This is a genomic window from Mycobacterium asiaticum (assembly GCF_001673635.1).
In the GTDB taxonomy this organism is placed as follows: domain Bacteria; phylum Actinomycetota; class Actinomycetes; order Mycobacteriales; family Mycobacteriaceae; genus Mycobacterium; species Mycobacterium asiaticum_C.
In genome coordinates, this window is record NZ_LZMH01000012.1 from 1 (window position 1) to 15761 (window position 15761).

Annotated in this window: 18 protein-coding genes; 6 read left to right on the forward strand and 12 right to left on the reverse strand. The window is 67.0% G+C overall.

All coding sequences use genetic code 11. The annotated features are described in order from the left end of the window. Window positions 1-623: PE family protein (locus tag A5645_RS03565; protein WP_155767829.1), on the reverse strand; the 623-nt coding region annotated here is incomplete at its 3' end. 192 nt (window positions 624-815) lie between these two features. On the opposite strand from A5645_RS03565, the gene A5645_RS03570 reads away from it, so the two are divergent. Both A5645_RS03570 and A5645_RS03575 read left to right on the forward strand, forming a co-directional pair. Further along, window positions 816-2501, forward strand: a complete 1686-nt coding sequence (locus A5645_RS03570; RefSeq protein ID WP_231122947.1) for an ATP-binding protein — start codon at window positions 816-818, stop codon at window positions 2499-2501. After that, window positions 2483-3166, forward strand: a complete 684-nt coding sequence (locus A5645_RS03575) for a response regulator (protein ID WP_065033890.1) — start codon at window positions 2483-2485, stop codon at window positions 3164-3166. The genes A5645_RS03570 and A5645_RS03575 overlap by 19 nt, the downstream gene beginning before the upstream one ends. A 23-nt stretch (window positions 3167-3189) precedes the next feature. Here the strand turns inward: A5645_RS03575 and A5645_RS03580 are convergent, their stop codons facing one another. Further along, the gene (locus A5645_RS03580; RefSeq protein WP_065033891.1) at window positions 3190-3525 is read right to left on the reverse strand and encodes a PE domain-containing protein; all 336 of its coding nucleotides are present in this window, start codon (window positions 3523-3525) and stop codon (window positions 3190-3192) included. A gap of 293 nt (window positions 3526-3818) precedes the next feature. Here A5645_RS03580 and A5645_RS03585 point away from each other — a divergent pair, with 293 nt between their 5' ends. The 4 genes from A5645_RS03585 (at window position 3819) to A5645_RS03600 (ending at window position 6197) form a co-directional block, all read left to right on the forward strand. After that, window positions 3819-4475 carry a PE family protein gene (locus tag A5645_RS03585; protein ID WP_065033892.1) on the forward strand — a complete coding sequence of 219 codons (657 nt, stop codon included), beginning with the start codon at window positions 3819-3821 and terminating at the stop codon, window positions 4473-4475. Between the two features lie 92 nt (window positions 4476-4567). Then, a complete protein-coding gene (locus A5645_RS03590) occupies window positions 4568-4828 on the forward strand; it encodes a hypothetical protein (RefSeq protein WP_065033893.1) in 261 nt (86 codons plus the stop codon). Between the two features lie 6 nt (window positions 4829-4834). Then, on the forward strand, window positions 4835-5245 hold the full coding sequence (locus tag A5645_RS03595) for an NYN domain-containing protein (protein ID WP_065033894.1): 411 nt from the start codon (window positions 4835-4837) through the stop codon (window positions 5243-5245). Continuing rightward, the gene (locus A5645_RS03600) at window positions 5235-6197 is read left to right on the forward strand and encodes an NAD(P)H-dependent flavin oxidoreductase (protein WP_065033895.1); all 963 of its coding nucleotides are present in this window, start codon (window positions 5235-5237) and stop codon (window positions 6195-6197) included. The genes A5645_RS03595 and A5645_RS03600 overlap by 11 nt, the downstream gene beginning before the upstream one ends. Before the next feature lie 8 nt (window positions 6198-6205). On the opposite strand, the gene A5645_RS03605 is transcribed toward A5645_RS03600, so the two are convergent. Genes A5645_RS03605 through A5645_RS03650 form a run of 10 tightly spaced genes read right to left on the reverse strand, consistent with a single transcriptional unit; the run spans window position 6206 to window position 15761 of the window. After that, on the reverse strand, window positions 6206-6859 hold the full coding sequence (locus A5645_RS03605) for a CAP domain-containing protein (protein WP_065033896.1): 654 nt from the start codon (window positions 6857-6859) through the stop codon (window positions 6206-6208). A 10-nt stretch (window positions 6860-6869) separates the two neighbouring features. Next, on the reverse strand, window positions 6870-7220 hold the full coding sequence (locus tag A5645_RS03610) for a DUF732 domain-containing protein (protein WP_065033897.1): 351 nt from the start codon (window positions 7218-7220) through the stop codon (window positions 6870-6872). A 10-nt stretch (window positions 7221-7230) separates the two neighbouring features. After that, window positions 7231-7728, reverse strand: a complete 498-nt coding sequence (locus A5645_RS03615; protein ID WP_436405463.1) for a hypothetical protein — start codon at window positions 7726-7728, stop codon at window positions 7231-7233. Window positions 7729-7748: 20 nt separating this feature from the next. Continuing rightward, the gene (locus A5645_RS03620; RefSeq protein WP_065033898.1) at window positions 7749-8330 is read right to left on the reverse strand and encodes an Rv1363c family protein; all 582 of its coding nucleotides are present in this window, start codon (window positions 8328-8330) and stop codon (window positions 7749-7751) included. A 10-nt stretch (window positions 8331-8340) separates the two neighbouring features. Next, window positions 8341-9786 carry an MCE family protein gene (locus A5645_RS03625; protein ID WP_065033899.1) on the reverse strand — a complete coding sequence of 482 codons (1446 nt, stop codon included), beginning with the start codon at window positions 9784-9786 and terminating at the stop codon, window positions 8341-8343. Continuing rightward, entirely contained in the window at window positions 9787-10929 is a 1143-nt protein-coding gene (locus tag A5645_RS03630) for a virulence factor Mce family protein (protein ID WP_065033900.1), read from the reverse strand. After that, window positions 10926-12179 (reverse strand): virulence factor Mce family protein, encoded by a 1254-nt coding sequence (locus tag A5645_RS03635; RefSeq protein ID WP_065128496.1) that lies wholly within the window; start codon window positions 12177-12179, stop codon window positions 10926-10928. Before A5645_RS03635 ends, A5645_RS03630 begins: the two co-directional genes overlap by 4 nt. After that, window positions 12176-13375, reverse strand: a complete 1200-nt coding sequence (locus A5645_RS03640) for a virulence factor Mce family protein (protein WP_065128519.1) — start codon at window positions 13373-13375, stop codon at window positions 12176-12178. The genes A5645_RS03635 and A5645_RS03640 overlap by 4 nt, the downstream gene beginning before the upstream one ends. After that, complete coding sequence (locus tag A5645_RS03645; protein WP_065128497.1) at window positions 13372-14400, reverse strand: virulence factor Mce family protein; 1029 nt, start codon at window positions 14398-14400, stop codon at window positions 13372-13374. Before A5645_RS03645 ends, A5645_RS03640 begins: the two co-directional genes overlap by 4 nt. After that, on the reverse strand, window positions 14397-15761 hold the full coding sequence (locus tag A5645_RS03650) for an MCE family protein (protein ID WP_065128498.1): 1365 nt from the start codon (window positions 15759-15761) through the stop codon (window positions 14397-14399). The genes A5645_RS03645 and A5645_RS03650 overlap by 4 nt, the downstream gene beginning before the upstream one ends.

Below are 15761 nucleotides of genomic sequence, written 5' to 3' on the forward strand. Positions count from 1 at the left end.
GTGGCGACGGCTTCTCGCCCCTTACCGGTCCGGGCGGTAACGGGGGTCCGGCGGGCCTGATCGGCTCTGGCGGCCGCCCCGGCACCTCCCGCGCCGCCTCGGCCGCCAGAGCCGATCAGGCCGGCCGCCCCGCCGTTGCCACCGGCTTTCCCGGCCGTCCCGCTCCCCCCGGCGCCGCCATTGCCCCACAAAATCCCGCCGGCACCGCCGTTCTGGCCGCTGCCGGCGGCCGCGTCTGCGCCGTTGCCGATCAGCGGTCGGCCGAACTGCGCGTAGAAGGGTGCGTTTACCGCGTCGAGCGCTTGTTGTCCGGCGGTGGCCGCTTGGAGTTGCAGCTGCGCGAGATTGGTCGATTCGGCACTGGCGTAATTGATGGCGGCTGCGTGTAAGGCCTGCGCAAACCGCTCTTGAATTGCGGACAGGTCCGCCGCCAAACCCTGGTAGGCGACGCCGTGCCCGGAGAACAGCGATGCGACGGCCGCTGACACCTCGTCGGCTCCCGCCGCCAGCACCGACGTTATTTGGGGACCTGCCGCGAGATTGGCTGATCTGAGCACCGAATTGATTCCGGTTACGTCGGCGGCTGTCGACGCTAGCGTTTCGGGGGTCACTGACACGAACATTGCTGTCCTCGCTCTCGTGACAATCGAAGAGACGACTCTGCGTGCTCGTGGAGGCTATCGCTAATTCGCTCGCTGGATGACTTGTTCGAAAATTTCGGCGACCATTTCCCTTTAGAACTCGACAGGCTGTCCGGGGCAAATCGAGGTCGGGTTTTGCGCATTCTGCTCATCGCCGCGTGGTAGTGTCCCGGCATGCCCGGTCGCATCGACATGCGGCTCGCCAGCCGGGTGCTGTTGCTCCAGCTGGTGCTGGTCACGCTGACGCTGATCGTCGCATTCGTGCTGTTTGCCGAGTTCAACCGGCACCGGCTGGACCTGCAATACGGTGTGCACGCCATGGACATCGCCCGCGTCGTGGCCTCATCCCCCACGGTGCTGAACAACATCGCCCGGTATGACGACGTTGCGATCACGCCCGATCCCGCCACGGTGTCCGAGCTGGCGACCGGCCCCCTGCAGACCGTCGCCTCCCGCGTCGAGCAGCGCACCCACGTGTTGTTCGTGGTGATCACCAACACCCAAGGGGTACGCCTGGCCCATCCGCATCGCAACGAACTGGGCCGCAAGGTGAGCACCGATCCCGCGCAGGCGTTGGCCGGGCGCGAGCAGGTGCTCCATCAATCCGGCACCCTGGGCCGGTCGATTGTGGCGAAAGTGCCTGTGCTGGAACCTGGTACGAACCGGGTGCTGGGCATGGTCAGCGTCGGCATCTCCACCAAGGAGTTCGACGAACAGTTCTCCAAAAACCTGCGGGTGCTGGCCCCGCTCGGCGGCGCGGCTCTGCTGATCGGTGTGGTCGGCTCGGTGGCACTGGCGCGGCGGTGGCGCGGCATGACCCTGGGGTTGCGGCCGGCCGAGATGGCCGAGCTGGTTCGCACCCAGGCGGCGGTGCTGCACGGGATCGGCGAGGGTGTGCTGGCCGCCGACGAGACCGGCAACATCACCTTCGTCAACGACGAGGCGTGCCGACTGCTCGAAATCGGTAGCCGGCTGGGCGGCCGGATCGACGAGATCGGTTTGACACCAAGAGTTCTCGACGTGTTCCACGCCGCTGAAGCCGCACCGACGCTGGCCACCGTGGGTCATCGGATCGTGGTGGTGTCGGCGCGCAAGGTGCAGCGCGAGGGGCGCGAGCTGGGCACCGTGCTGGTAATACGCGACCGCACCGATGTCGAGTCGCTGACCCGGCAACTCGACGCGGTGCAAGTGATGAGCACCGCGTTGCGCGCCCAGCGCCACGAGTTCGCCAACCGGCTGCACCTGCTCAACGGGCTGTTGCACACCGGCCACCTCGAGGAGGGGCTGGAGTATCTGGAGGAACTGCTCGGTGCCGGTCCGCTGGGTGTGACCGTGCCCGGCCTCGACGCCATCCGCGACACCCACCTGCAGGCATTCCTGGCGGCGAAGGCCGCCGCCGCCCGCGAGGCGGGCGTGACGCTGAAGATCGGCGAGAACACCTGGGTGTCGGGTCGGCTCGAACTCCCAGTAGACGTCACCACGGTGGTGGGCAACTTGATCGACAACGCGATCGATGCGGCCCGGACCGGCGGCAACAGCACAAAGGCGGTGGAAGTAGACCTGCTGCAACAGGATTCGACCCTGCACGTCACCGTCGCCGATAGCGGCGACGGGGTGCCGGCTGACTTCATGGACCTGCTGTTCACCGAAGGCACCTCTACGAAGCCGGACTCCGGAATCCCGGGCGGCCGCGGAATCGGACTGGCGTTGTCCCGCCAGATCAGCCGTGCGCTCGGCGGCGAACTCTGGTTGTCGAGTCCGGGCGACCCGACTGCACCGCGGGGGCTGACCGGTGCGGAGTTCATCGCCCGACTTCCGGGTGTGATGGCCGAGGAGGAGCAATGGGCAGCGCAGACCTGACCGTGCTGGTGGTCGACGACGATTTCCGGGTCGCCAACATGCACGCGGGAATCGTCGAAGCCATGCCGGGTTTCACGGTGGTCGCCACCGCGAACACGCTCGCTGCGGCCCGGGACGCCGAGCCGGTGGACCTGGCGTTGGTCGATGTCTACCTGCCCGACGGCTCCGGTGTCGACTTCGTCCGCGAACTGCGCGGCGACAGCATGGTGCTGACCGCGGCCACCGAGGCCGAGACGATCCGCGCCGCGCTGGCAGCCGGCGCGCTGAGCTATCTGGTGAAGCCGTTCGCAACCACCGAGTTGGCCGCCCGGCTGGCGGGGTACTCGCGCTACCGCAAAATCCTGTCCAGCCCTAACCTCAGCGCCGCCGATGTGGACTCCGCGCTGGATGCGCTACGCCCCAGAGTCGCTGCCGCCCAAGCCTCGGCCCCCGTGACGTCCCCCACCAAGAAGCTTGTCCTGCAGGCATTGGAAGCGGCGCAGGCACCGATGTCGGCGGCGCAGGTCGCCGGTGCGATCGGTATCTCCAGGGCGACCGCGCAGCGCTACCTGGCCGCGTTGGCGACCACCGGCGAACTCACGGTGGGGTTGCGGTACGGGACCACGGGACGGCCCGAACAGGAATTCGCCGCGGCGCCCAAGCCGGCCGCGCGCCCTACGCGCTGACCCGCGGACCCGGCCCGACGTGGTTACGCCGCCGGCCACCGAGCCGACGTCGGCAGCGCACTGAACACCACCGCGCGGGCCGCCGATTCGTCGACGTCGATGTATGTCTGCGCGATCTCGATGAATGCCGTACCCGCGCGCATCAGTTCCTGCTGGGCCGCCGCGTGCAGTCGCAGCAGCGAGGCCGCTTCGTTCTGGAAGGCGGACGAAGCCAGTGCGGACACCTCGTCGCCCCCGGCCGGGGGCAGGCCGGTCACGGACAGCGACGAACGGTCACCGGCTTGGAGGGCGTCGCCGCCGAGTTGCACTACCTGCGCGCCGAGGTCGGCGACGACGGGGTGAAAAGTCATGGGTTCCATGTGTGTGCTCCCTCGTTTTCGCGAGTTGTCCGGCGGCGGCCGATCATTGGCGCCGCACTTCACGTGATGCGTTGAGAATCAACGTATGGCGCTGTCCGGGACCCGTCGCGCTTTGATGCGATAGTCGGCGTAAGCGACGATTTCGTAGTTTTGCGCATTGTGCTCATGCGCGGGAAAAGGTGCATCCGGCACGCGTAACAGACCTTAGAATTGATGTGTTGTCCAGCGCCGGTCGGAACGGAGGTTCCGGCGGAAGGTGCGGTCACATACACAGGAGCAAGACGCAGATGGCAATGGACTCCATGTCCCACAACCCAGCGGCGGGCGATATCGGCTCGCAGCTGGTCGACATAGGTAGCCAGGGCATCAGCGCCGGCTCGACGGCGGCGATGTCGGTGTTGAGTGGGCTTATCCCGGCTGGTGGCGAGGAGGTCTCCGCCCAGGCGGTGCTGGCGTTCGCGCAAGAGGCCGCGACCATGCTGGCGTCGAACACGGCCGCCCAAGAGGAACTGATGCGTACCGGTAGTGCGTTGACTGACATCGCCCGGATGTACGGCGAATCCGACGATAACGCCGCCGGCGCCCTGCTGTTCAGCGCGAACCCGATGTCCCGGCTCGGCTCGGCGGCGGCGTCGAGCGGCGGTGCCGGACTGGGTGCGGCCGCATTGCAGAGTGAACTCGCCGCGGCGGCGAGCAATCCTCTGGTCGCCGGAGCCGCCGAAGCGTCGACATCCTCGGTCACCTCTGCCACCGCGAATGCCGGGTCGGCGGCGTCGAGCGGCGCGGCCCCGCTGGGCAGCGGGATGGGAGCTGGTTCGTCGGCCGGCGGTGCCTCGAAACCGAGTCTGGCGTCGGCGACGGCGCCCGATGATTCGGACGACAGTCAGCGCGAAGATCGCCAGGATCGCGAGGACCTGCAGGACCGCCAATTCCTCGAGCGTCTGCTCTGATCGATCCCCGGGTGTCCGCCCCAGATCGCTCCCCCCGCGGGCGCGGGGTCTCCTACGCTAACGCTGACACTCGATCGTGAAGGAGCGGTTCTGTGACCGATGAGCCCGACATGGCCTCCATCCTGCGGCAAATGAAGGTCCCCGAGCGGATGACCGGCAGCAAGGCGCTGCGCGACTTCCTGCAGATCTATGTCGACGACCGAGAAGCGATCGAGAACAACCCCGAACGCCTCAAGCAGCTCAACGGGTTGCTCATCCTGTCGCAGCTCGAGGTCATCAACGCGCTCGGGGTGCTCGAAGAGGCCGCCGTGCAGCGGCACGCGCAGCGGTCCCGCAGGCGCCGGTGGTTCTGAACGGTCGTGCGCTGGATCGTCGACGGCATGAACGTGATCGGCAGCCGCCCGGACGGCTGGTGGAAGGACCGCCGGCGCGCGATGGCGACGCTGGTGGAACGTCTTGACGCGTGGGCGGTTTCCGGTAGCGAGGCGGAGCGGGTCACGGTGGTATTCGAGCGGCCACTCGCGACTCCCCTTCGCTCATCGGTGATCGAGGTGGCCTATGCCCCAAGGGCGGCCGCTAATTCGGCCGATGACGAGATCGTCCGGATGGTGCGGGCCGACCCCGCACCGGGCGATATCCGGGTGGTGACCTCGGATCGGGCACTGACCGAACGGGTCCGGCGCCTCGGCGCCGACGTGCACCGCGCCGAGGGCTTTCGCGACCTCGTCGATCCGCGCGATCCCAAACCCGGAGGCCCGCATGGCGGTTGACCAGACCCGGGACTCCGGGATCAACCGGCTCTGCGCGCTGGCGCGGGTCGAAATCCCGATCATCCAGGCGCCGATGACCTATATCGCCGGCGCTCAACTCGCCGCGGCGGTATCCAATGCGGGCGCGTTGGGCATCATCGAGACCACGTCCGAGCAGGGCCGCGCCGACGTGCAACGGGTGCACGAGCTCACCGACCGGCCGGTCGGGGCGAACATCGCGCTGCTGTTCAACCGGGACCCGGCCGTGGTGGACCTGTTGGTGGCCAACGACATTCGCTTCGTCACCACCTCGGCCGGCGACCCGAGACTGTTCACCGCGCGGCTGCACGACGCCGGCATCACCGTGTTCCACGTGGTGGGCACCCTGGCCGCCGCCAAGAAGGCCGTCGACGCCGGTGTGGACGGCCTGGTGGTCGAAGGCGTCGAAGGAGGCGGGTTCAAGAACCGGTTCGGCGCCTCGACCATGGTGCTGCTGCCGTTGGTGGCCGCTCATGTCGACGTGCCGATCGTTGCCGCGGGCGGTATCTGCGACGCCCGATCAATGGCCGCCGCGTTCGTGCTCGGTGCCGACGGTGTCCAGATGGGTACTCGCCTGCTGGCATCGGCGGACTCCCCCGTGCACGGCAACCTCAAGCAGGCGGTCGTGCGGGCGGACGAGACGTCGACCGTGCTGCTCCCCCTGGACGGCCGGCGCATGATGCGGGTCATCCGCACACCGGCCGCCGAAAAGCTGGACGCCTCAGCCTCTCTCGAAGAGGGCGGCGCCGCGTTGCAGCGGGTGCAGCGGTTGTATTTCGAGGGTGACATGGATGCCAGCGTCGCCAACACCGGTCAGGTGGCCGGCCGCATCGAGGACCTGCCGCCGGCGGCCGACATCATCGCGCACATGTGGGCCGGTTGCCGGCAGGTCCTGGCGGCAACCGCCGAGCGGTTGGCCGGCGGTGACGGGTAAGCCCCGCATCACTGCGGCGGCATCGCCGGTGGTGGGTATCCGCCCCGCAGGATCCACGGGAACCAGCTGATGGCGTACTCGACCTCGTCCGTGGCGTCGTAGTCGGGGCTGGGGTCGAGCGGAACGTTCTCCGGCAGGGCCACCACGGCGGGCGGCTTCGTCGTGCTCGGCGGTGCGGGGGTGGCGCCGTCTGGCTGTCCGTAGACGGCCACCACCACCGTGCGATCCGGACTGTTCTCCGACCACACCCCGACCTGGCTGTTGGCGCAGTTCGACATGATCGCGAAATACGCAGGCTGGTAATACCATTGGTTGAGGATCTCGACGCCGCTGATGGCCACGGCGGGATTGATCGCTACCGTCTCGGCCACCCGGCCGTGGAAACCGGCGGCCGCCGCCCGATCCTGCGGCATGGATCCGTCGGAGCCGTTGTCGCCGCCGAGGTCGCGGTGGCCCAGCAGGTCGGCGGCGTGCCATTGGGCGGCCAGTTGCAGGGGCGGACTGATCCTGACGTCGTTGGTGCAGCCGGCCTGGTGCTGCACTGTGTAGATGTTGGCCACCACGCTGTCGTTGAGGCGTTTGTTGTCGGCGTGTGCGGCGGGTAGTTCCATCACGGCGCCCACGGCCAGCACGATGGGTAGGACGAACAGCAAGCGTCGCATGATATCTCCCTTACCGGGCCGCTGACTTGCGCAGCTGCCAGATCAATGCCGGACAGAGTTCGTTGACCGCCTGGCTGAGCAGATACGAGGCCTGATACTCATCCGCGGTCGCGAAGTCGGACTCGATGTCGCCGAGGACTTGGGCATACCTGCGGCCCTGAGCTACTTTGTCGCACAGGGCGTGTCCGTAACTCAACGCGGCGTCGGCATTGGCGAAGTCGTACCCGGGTCGCATGGTCACATTGACCAGATAGGCGACCGTATCGGCGTGCGCACCGGGTGCGGTCAACCCGAAAAGCAGTGCGCCGGCCACAATCCCGGCGCGGATGGGTTTTCCGGTTCGGTGGCGTCGGCGTGGCATCGGGTAGGGCTCAGATCGGGTCGAACTGTGAGATGAGCCAGCGTCCGCCGATGCGCTCCAGGGTGACTCGCACGTTGGATGCGGTGCTGGTCGGAGCGTCCTGACCGACCACGATGGTCTGGTTGACGAACAACAGCACAACGGCGTGACTGGCCGAAGCTGAAACCGCCCCGGCGGCCGGCACGGTGGCCACCGCCGAGATCTGCTTCTGCTGTGCGCCCGGGATCACCACGTCGTGGGTCAACTGGGTGTAGCTGTTGAGGAACGTCCCGGTCAACCGGCCCCGCGCGGCCTCGAGATCATGTTGGACGGTGTCGGGCCGGTACGACAGCAGGGCGATGGTCGCCTGCGTGGCGGCTTGCACCGACTCGACGCGGGCAACGGCGGCGTCGCGCTCGGAGCCGTCCCGCCACTTCAGCGCGGCCGTGGCGGCTGTCAGCGACAGGGCCAGGACGGGCAGCAGCACGTAGCCGATTGCCTTCGGCCAGCGAATGGCTCTGCATAGCATACTTTTTGGCGCGACGGCGATCATGCCACGAACCCGACGTTGGCGACCTTGACCCCGGCGCCGATCCGTTGCACCGTGATCCGCATTCGCCACACTCGCGGAACCGGTTCTGGTGTGCCGGCGTTGGAGGTTTGCACGGACACGACGACGAGCGCCTGTGCGGTATCGGCGGTCTGCGATTCCAGCGCCGCCTCCGTGATGGTGCCGACCGTGCTGGCCTTGGCTTCCTGCAGGACCTCGATGAACGGCTGTGACCGCTTGGCGAAGTCGTTGTGGAACTCCCCGGTCGCACTGTCCAGTATCCGGCGCACATCGCCGTCGGCGTGTCGCCAGTCGATGGTCGTCAGATTCAGCGCCGCCTGCCGCGCTACCTGCAGGAACTGATTGCGCTGAGACAGTTCCTGCTGGTCTTGGTGGACGCGGAAGCCGAACCAGCACAACAGTGTTGCCAACGCGGTCGCGGCGGCCAGCCCGAACGCGATGGCCCGACGGGGTTGTTTCGCTGCCGTCCCGGGTGCGGCGATGTCCGCCGCAAGTTCCGATTCGACTTCGGATTCGGTTCCGAATTCGGATTCGGCTTCGGTTTCGGTTGACACCGACATCGGTCCTCCCTCAGCTGCCCGGCGGCAGCAGCATCGTCTGCCATGTCTTGTCTTTCGGCGCTGCCTGCGCCAGGTCGGATTGGGTGTAGCGTCGCCCGTCGGGTCCGATGTAGGTGCCGGTGGCCGGGTCGTATTCGGCTGCCGCGATGGGCGGTGCGGGCGGCAACTGGGGGATGTCTTGCCCGGACAGGGTGGCGTTCGGGTCGCCCTTCCAGTTGAAGCCGTCGTTGAGCGGCACGTACAGTTCGTTGCTCTCGCACAGTCTCACGGTCGGCGCGCGTTTGCCCGGCACCGTTTCGCAGGGGATGTTCCGGGCGCCGCGCACGTTGAGCGGCGAGTCCTGCGGCACCCGGCAATACAGGTCGCCCGCCGGGCGCGCCGGGTAGTCCTCGAAGGTGGGGACGCGTTGTTGTTGCGCGGGAAGGAATCCCGTGGTGCACGGCGGTGGCAGATTGAGATTGAGGTTGAAACTCAGGTATTGGCCCCGGTATGCCTGCTTGGTGTTCAGGTTGGCCAGGATGCCGGCTTGCTCGGCGCTGATCGCCATCGGGAACACCACCAACAGCTGCTCGATGTCGTTCTGGTAGGTCAGCGCGACCTGTCCGACGCTCACCAGGTTGGCCAGCAAGATCGGCAGAGTGGGCTGCAGGCGCTCGGTCAGCTCACGCACCTCCCCTAGTGCCGGGCCGCCCCGATCGATGACGGCCGCGACGGCCGGGTCGTGCGTCTGCAGTTCGGCGGTGACCGTGGCCAGATGCGCCGCCCATGAAGCGATCTCGTCGGAGCTGCGTGTCTGGGAATCGAGCACCGTTGGGGCACGGTCGATCAGCGCCACCAGGGGGTCGAGATTCTCGCGCGCATCGATCGCGAGTTTCGACGAGCCCAGCACCAGCCGGGACAGCTCCGGTCCGAGCCCGCCCACCGCGGTGTAGGACTCGTCGACGACCGTTTTCAATTTCTCGCGCGGGATCGCCGCCAGGGCCGTATTCGCTGCGCTGAGGAGAGCGTTGATGTCCGGCGGCACCGAGGTGTCGGCCAGCGTGATCACGTCCCCGTCCCGCAGTGGCCGTGATGTGGCGTTGCGGGGCAACAGGTCTAGATACGACTCGCCGATCGCGGTATGGCTGTGGACCTCGGCTCGCAGGTCGGACGGGATGTCGATGCCGGATTTGAGGGACAGCATCGCGACGACTCCCGTGCGGGTGCCGGCGCCGGTTTCGATGTCGGCCAGCCGTACCGATTCCACTCGGCCCACCTCGAAGCCGCGGTAGGTGACGTTCCCGGTGCCGTACAGTCCGCCGGCTTCGGGCAGCTGCACCGTCACTGTGTAGCGTCCGACGCCGAACAGCATGGCGGGCAGCTTGACGAAGTGCAGGAAAGTCACCGCCAGCACGCCGACCGCGATCGCGGTGAACACGGTCAGCTGAATGAAGATCCGGCGCGGGAGATGCAGCATCTAGGGCCCTTGATCCCAGTGGTAGGCAGTGGTCAGCGGGTTCCCTGGGGTGCCGCGGTATCCGGCGGTGCATGGGCTGGGGAACTGGCCGATGGTGCGCCCCCACTGCAGTTCGAGCTGAGTCAGGTGACACTCCCAGCGGGTTCCGGTGAACAGGCCCTGGTCGATTCGGCTGAGCGTGAGGTCGACGATGGCGGTGAGGTTGGCGTAGTCGCCGCGCTGGAAGTTTTCGAATGTCTCGTTGGGGAAGGGGAAGGTGCCCAGCAGCGACAACGACCGCGTGAGGCTGGGCCCGGCGTTGGCCAGCGATTCGAGCACCGGCCCGATATCGGTGAGTTCTTTGACCAGGTTCGCTTTGGTCCTGGTGACGGAGTCAACCGTCAGCGCTGCGAATTTGCTGAGTTTGTCGGCGGCCTCGACCAGTTTGTCCCGCTCCTCGTCGAGCACCGTGAGCGCGTCGGGGATGGTTGCCAGCGCCCGGTCCAGCACCGGTTGTTGGGCGGCGAACTTGCCGACGAGGCGATCGAGGCTGTCGGTGGCGGCGATGATGTCACCGGACTGGTCGTTGAGGTAGGCGGCGAACTTGTCCAGCTCGCCGATCAAACTGCGCAGATCGTGTTCGCGGCCGCGGAACGCGGTGCTCAATGCTTCGGTGATGTCCTGCAATTGGCCCAGCCCGCCGCCGTTGAGCACCAGCGACAGCGCGGCCAGCGTCTGTTCGGTGCTCGGGTAGGCGCCCCCGCGCGCCAGCGCAATGACCGATCCGTCGCGCAATCGGCCTTGCGCCGCTTCACCTTTCGGTGCGCCCAGCTCGATGTGGTAGGAGCCGAGCAGGCTGGTGGTGCCGATCTTGACGGTGGCGTTGGCGGGCAAATCCACGTCGCCGTTGAGCCGCATGGTGACCAGGGCGTGCCAGCCCTGCCGTTCGATCTTGATCACGTGGCCGACCGTCACGTCGGCGACGCGGACCCGCGAGTTGGCCTGAATGTTGTTGACGTCCGGCATCTGTGCCTGGATCACGAAGGAGCCCGGACCGTTGCCCTCGGTGCCGGGCAGCGGCAGCGAGTTCAGCCCCCGCCAGCCGCAACCGGACGCCGCCGCCACGATCATCACCAGGCTCACCAGCCGGCGGCAGATGTTCATGGGCCTGCTTCCGGGGGAATCATCAGGCCGCGCAGCCCTGCCGCGGGGTCCACCGGTGTGTTCGTGGCCGGCGGAACGAAGTCCGGCCGCATCCAGTTCTCGCTGTAGGTGACTTCGTTGGGCCGGGCCTGTGCCCCGACGAAGAGGTTCTCACCGATCGGCGGGAAGTTGTACTGGCGGTTCTTCACGATCGGCGCCATGTACTGCACACAGAGCTTCGCCGCTTCCTCTCCGCCCAGCCGGGAGGCGGCTTGAATCGCGCCGCACAGGAAGGCGATTGGGTTGGCCATGTTGGCACCGGCCAGCGCTCCGGTCAGCGAGCCGTTGGCCGGTTCGAAGATGTTGTTGAAGTTCTGCAGCACCGTCGGGCTGATGTGCAGGGTCTGCTTGAGGTCATCGAGGCTGGACACCAGCACCCTGGTGATGGACGTGAGTTTGTCCGACGCCGTGCCGATCGCCTCGCGATTGTCCGCCGTGAAGCTCTGCACGTCGTCGACCACGGCATTGAGGTCCTCGGCCGCCTGCGCGATCTTGGTGGGGTCGTCGGCCAGCACCGAGGAGACCGAGGCCAGGTTGTGGTTGAGCTGTTCGAGCAGATCGGCGCTGTCGTGCAGGGCGCCCACCAGAGTCGACAGATTCTTGACGGTGGTGAAGATGTCGTTGCTGTGGTCGGCGAGCGACGAAACCGCTTGGGAGAGTTTGACGATGGTGTCGCGGATGGTGGTGCCCTGGCCGCGCAGGTTGTCGGCGGCGGTGTTGATCAGGGCACCCAGGGTGCTGACGCCGCCCGGCTGGGTGGGTTTGAGCAGTTCGGTGAGTCGCTGCAGCTGGGTGCGCAGATCGTCCCACTCCACCGGAACCACCGTGCGTTCCTGCGGAATCACGGCCCCGTCGGCCAGCGTGGGCCCACCGGAATACGGCGGGGTCAACTGGATGGCGCGGCCGGTGACGAGTTGCGGCGACAGAATCGCCGCGTTGGCGCTGGCCGGAACGCGGTGCTTGCGGTCGAACCAGAACGTGATCTTGGACCGCAGCGGTTGCGGCTCTATCTTGGTGATCTTGCCGACCGGCACCCCTCGGATGCGCACATCGTCACCGGCGAACACACCGTTGCTGTTCTCGAAGTAGGCGATCACGACGGTTCGAGCGGTCTCGTCGGCACTGCGCATTGCGACGATCACCCCGGTCGTCAGCACCAGGGTCAGGATGGTCGCCAGCAGGGACCGCCGCCGCCTGAGTTCCCTTGTCACGGTTGACCTCCCGGCGGCAGCGGGGCCGGAGGCTCCGGGCGGTACGGGTAGCGGGGGTCTCCGGGGTTGCCGGTGATGGCATCCGGCAGGTTCAGTCGTGGCTCGCCGCCCTGGCCGGTGCGCGGATACGGGATCGGTAGCGCGGGCGTGCCGGGCTGCCCGGTCGGCGGGTCGGTCAACTGCGAGGGCAGCAGGGTGGCCGGGTCCAGCCCGAGGTCGGAGAACGCGGCACCGATGAACGGCTGCACGAACTGGCCGGGAAGCAAATTCACCACATACGCTTTGAAAAACGGCCCGGATGACAATGATTCACCCAGCGACATGACGTAGGAGTTAAGCAGCGGGATGGCCTGCTTGATGCGTTCCTTACGCTCATCCACGATCGACAGGACACCGTTGAGCTTGTCCAGCGCCGGTCGAAGTTGCTGCCGGTTTTCCCCGATGAAACCCTGAAGTTGCCGCGACACCGCCGAAATGTTTCCCCAGATCTGCTCCAGGGCCGCGCTTTGCGTCCGCAGTTGGGCCAGCAGCGCTGTCGTGTCCCGCACCAGACCGACGATCTGGTCGCTGCGTTTGGCCAGCACGCTTGTCGCCTTGGCGGCGTTGTCCAGCAGCCGGCGCAGCTGGGCGTCCCGGTCATCCAGTGTCTGTGCGAGCCGGGCCACGCCCTTCATCGCGTCGCGGAAGTCGGCCGGGGTATCGGCGAAGGTATGCGCCAGTGTGTCCAGCGATCGGGACAGCTGGTTGGTGTTCAGTCCGCTGATCGTGGTGGCCAAATCGCCCAGCGCGTCCGGCAATTGGTAGGGCGACATGGTGCGCTCGAGCGGGATGGGTCCTTCCAGGCGGCCATCGCCGCGGGGCGTGATGTCCAGAAACTTGCTGCCCAACAGCCCTTTGGTCTTGATCGCCGCCTCGGTGCGGCTGCCGAGGCGAATATTGTTGTCCACCTCGAATGTGACCAGTACGCCCGGTCCGTCGAGTTCGATGCTGGCCACCTTCCCGACCGGATAGCCGGAGACCTCGACGGTGTTGTCGGTGCGCAAACCACCCGCGTCGAGGAAGTAGGCGGCGACCGTTCGGCCCCGATCGCGGAAGGGCAGGTGCTGGTATTGCAGGGCGGCCGTGACCGCGCCGGCAACCAGCACGATGCCCACGGTGCCGATGACCAGCCGGTTGCGCTCGGCGAAGGATTTCATTTCGGCGCGCACCGCCCGGTGGCCTGCCCGGCCACCTTGACGTAGACCGGCTGACCGCCCTTGCCGTTGACCTTCAGCACGACATCGCACAGGTAGAAGGCGAAGAAGTCGCCGTACATCCCCTGGCGCACCAGCGCCTGATATTTGTCGGGCAGCGTGTTGAGCAGGTTGTCCAGGTAGTCGTGGTCGGCGAGCGCAATGCTCGCGACCCGATCCGTCTCGTGTACCGCCTTCGATATCGGCGTGCGGGCCTGGGCCAGCAGGTCCGCGATCGAACCCGTGGCGGCGTTGGTATAGGCCACCGCATTGGACAGATCGGCCTTGCGTTCGGCCAGTCCGTGCACCAACTGCGCCAGCGAGGTCACCGCCTGATCCAGCCGATCACTCTGGCCGCCAAGCGAACCCAGCACCACATTGAGGTTGTCGATCACCTGCCCGATCAACTGATCACGGTCCGCCAGGGTGTTGGTCAGGGCCGCGGCCTGCTCCAGGAAGGAGGTGATGGTGGGCCCCTGGCCTTGAAAGGCCTGCAGTAGTTGTTCACTCAGCGCGTTGACCTGGTCGGGATTCAGTGCGCGAAACAGCGGCTTGAAGCCGCCGATCAGCGCGTCCAGATCCAGCGCCGGTTTGGTGCGCGTCAGCGGGATCGTCTGTCCGGGGCGCAGCACCGCGAGCCCGCCCGCTCCTTCCTCCAAGGCCAGATAGCGGTCGCCGAACAGGTTGTCGTACCGGATCACGGCCAGGGTGCCCTCGGTCAGGACGACCGAATCCTCGGCGGTGAACTCGACCCGCACCGTCGCGTCCGGGTTGACCGAGATCTTGCTGACCTTGCCGACTTCGACCCCGGCGATGCGTACCAGCTTGCCCTGCCGGAGATTTGACACGTTGGTGAACTCGGCGTAATAGGTTTTGCCGTCACCGAATCGCACCTCGCCGAAGACGGCGACGAGCAGGAACGCGGTCAGCAGGCAGACCGTCAGGAACGCCGCGAGGCGTACGACGACGCCCCGGAGGTTCTCCCTCATGGGTGCTCACCCACTTGGACGTCGGGCTCATCAAGCGGGATTGCCGGCGGGATTCCGGGCCAGAGCGGCACTCCCCCCGGCCCGTACAGCGCCGCCCCGTACGGTGGCCCACCCGGATTCGGGCCGGGCGCCGGGCCGGGCAGGCACTGGCGGATTGACGGCGGTTTAGGCACCGCGCGCGTGACCGGGAAGTAATCCGCCCAGCAGGGATGCCCGAGGCCAGGATTGGGCCGGATGTCCAGTCCCGTTCCCCAGCCGGTGTCGGTAATCAGTTGGCGCACCGGGAAGTTCTTGGAGGCATCCGGCAGTGACCCGCAGCCGGGCTGTCCGCCCGGACCGCCCTTGGCCGCGACGCGTGGCAGGTTGTCCGGGGTGACGTAGGGGTCGTTGCCGAGGAGCAGCGCCACATCGAGTTGCAGGGTCCGGCCGTCGGCACCGCCCCACGCGGAGTATCCCCCATTGTCGAGGTACCACTTGGTGCCCTGCAGGAAGCAGGTGTACTCGGGGCTGTATTTGGACAGCAGGCTCATGGTCGGTTGGAGGACGTTGACGGAAGCCACCAGGCTGTCCCTGCTGTGGCCGAGCAGTGTGGTACCGCTGTCGGACAGTCCGATCACGTTGAGCAGCAGCGCATCCAACTGTTTCGCGTGGTCCGTGACGGTGACGCTGGTGGTAGTGGCGGCATTGAGGATCGCCACGATGTCGTGCGCGGCGGTGTCGTAGGTATCGGCGAAATTGCGGACCGACCGCCAGTTCCGGCCGATGGTCTCGCCACGCGCATTCAGCGCCTGCAGCACCTGGTTGAGGCTGGTGGTGGCCTGGCCGATCCGCTCGCCCCGGCCGCGAACGGCATCGGCTACCGCGGTCAGCACCGCGTTCAGCTTGAGCGGGTCGACCATGTTGAGCAGGTCCACGACGTTCTCGAAGACCGTGTTGATCTCCGTGCTGACGTTCCGCGAACGCACCACCGCCCCGCCGGATAGCCTGGCGGCGCTTGGGTTTTCCGGTATCACCAGGTCCACGAACTTGGCGCCGAAAGCGGTCGTCGCGCTGATCTGGGCCTCGACATTGGCCGGGATGAATTGGGTTTGATCCGGGTCGATCTCCAGCGCCAGGCTGGCGCCCTTGTTGTCCTGGCCGATCCGGCTGACCCGGCCGACCTGCACACCGCGCAACATCACCTTGGCGCCGGTGTCCATGACCAGGCCGGAACGGTCGGAGACCAGCGTCACCGGCACGAAGGAGCGCAAGGTGCCGGTGAAGGACACCGCGGTCACCAGGACGACCACACCGATCACCGCGAGCAGGATCAGCGTCCACCACCCGTCCTTGACCCGATGTCCCCCCGGCCCGCGACCCAT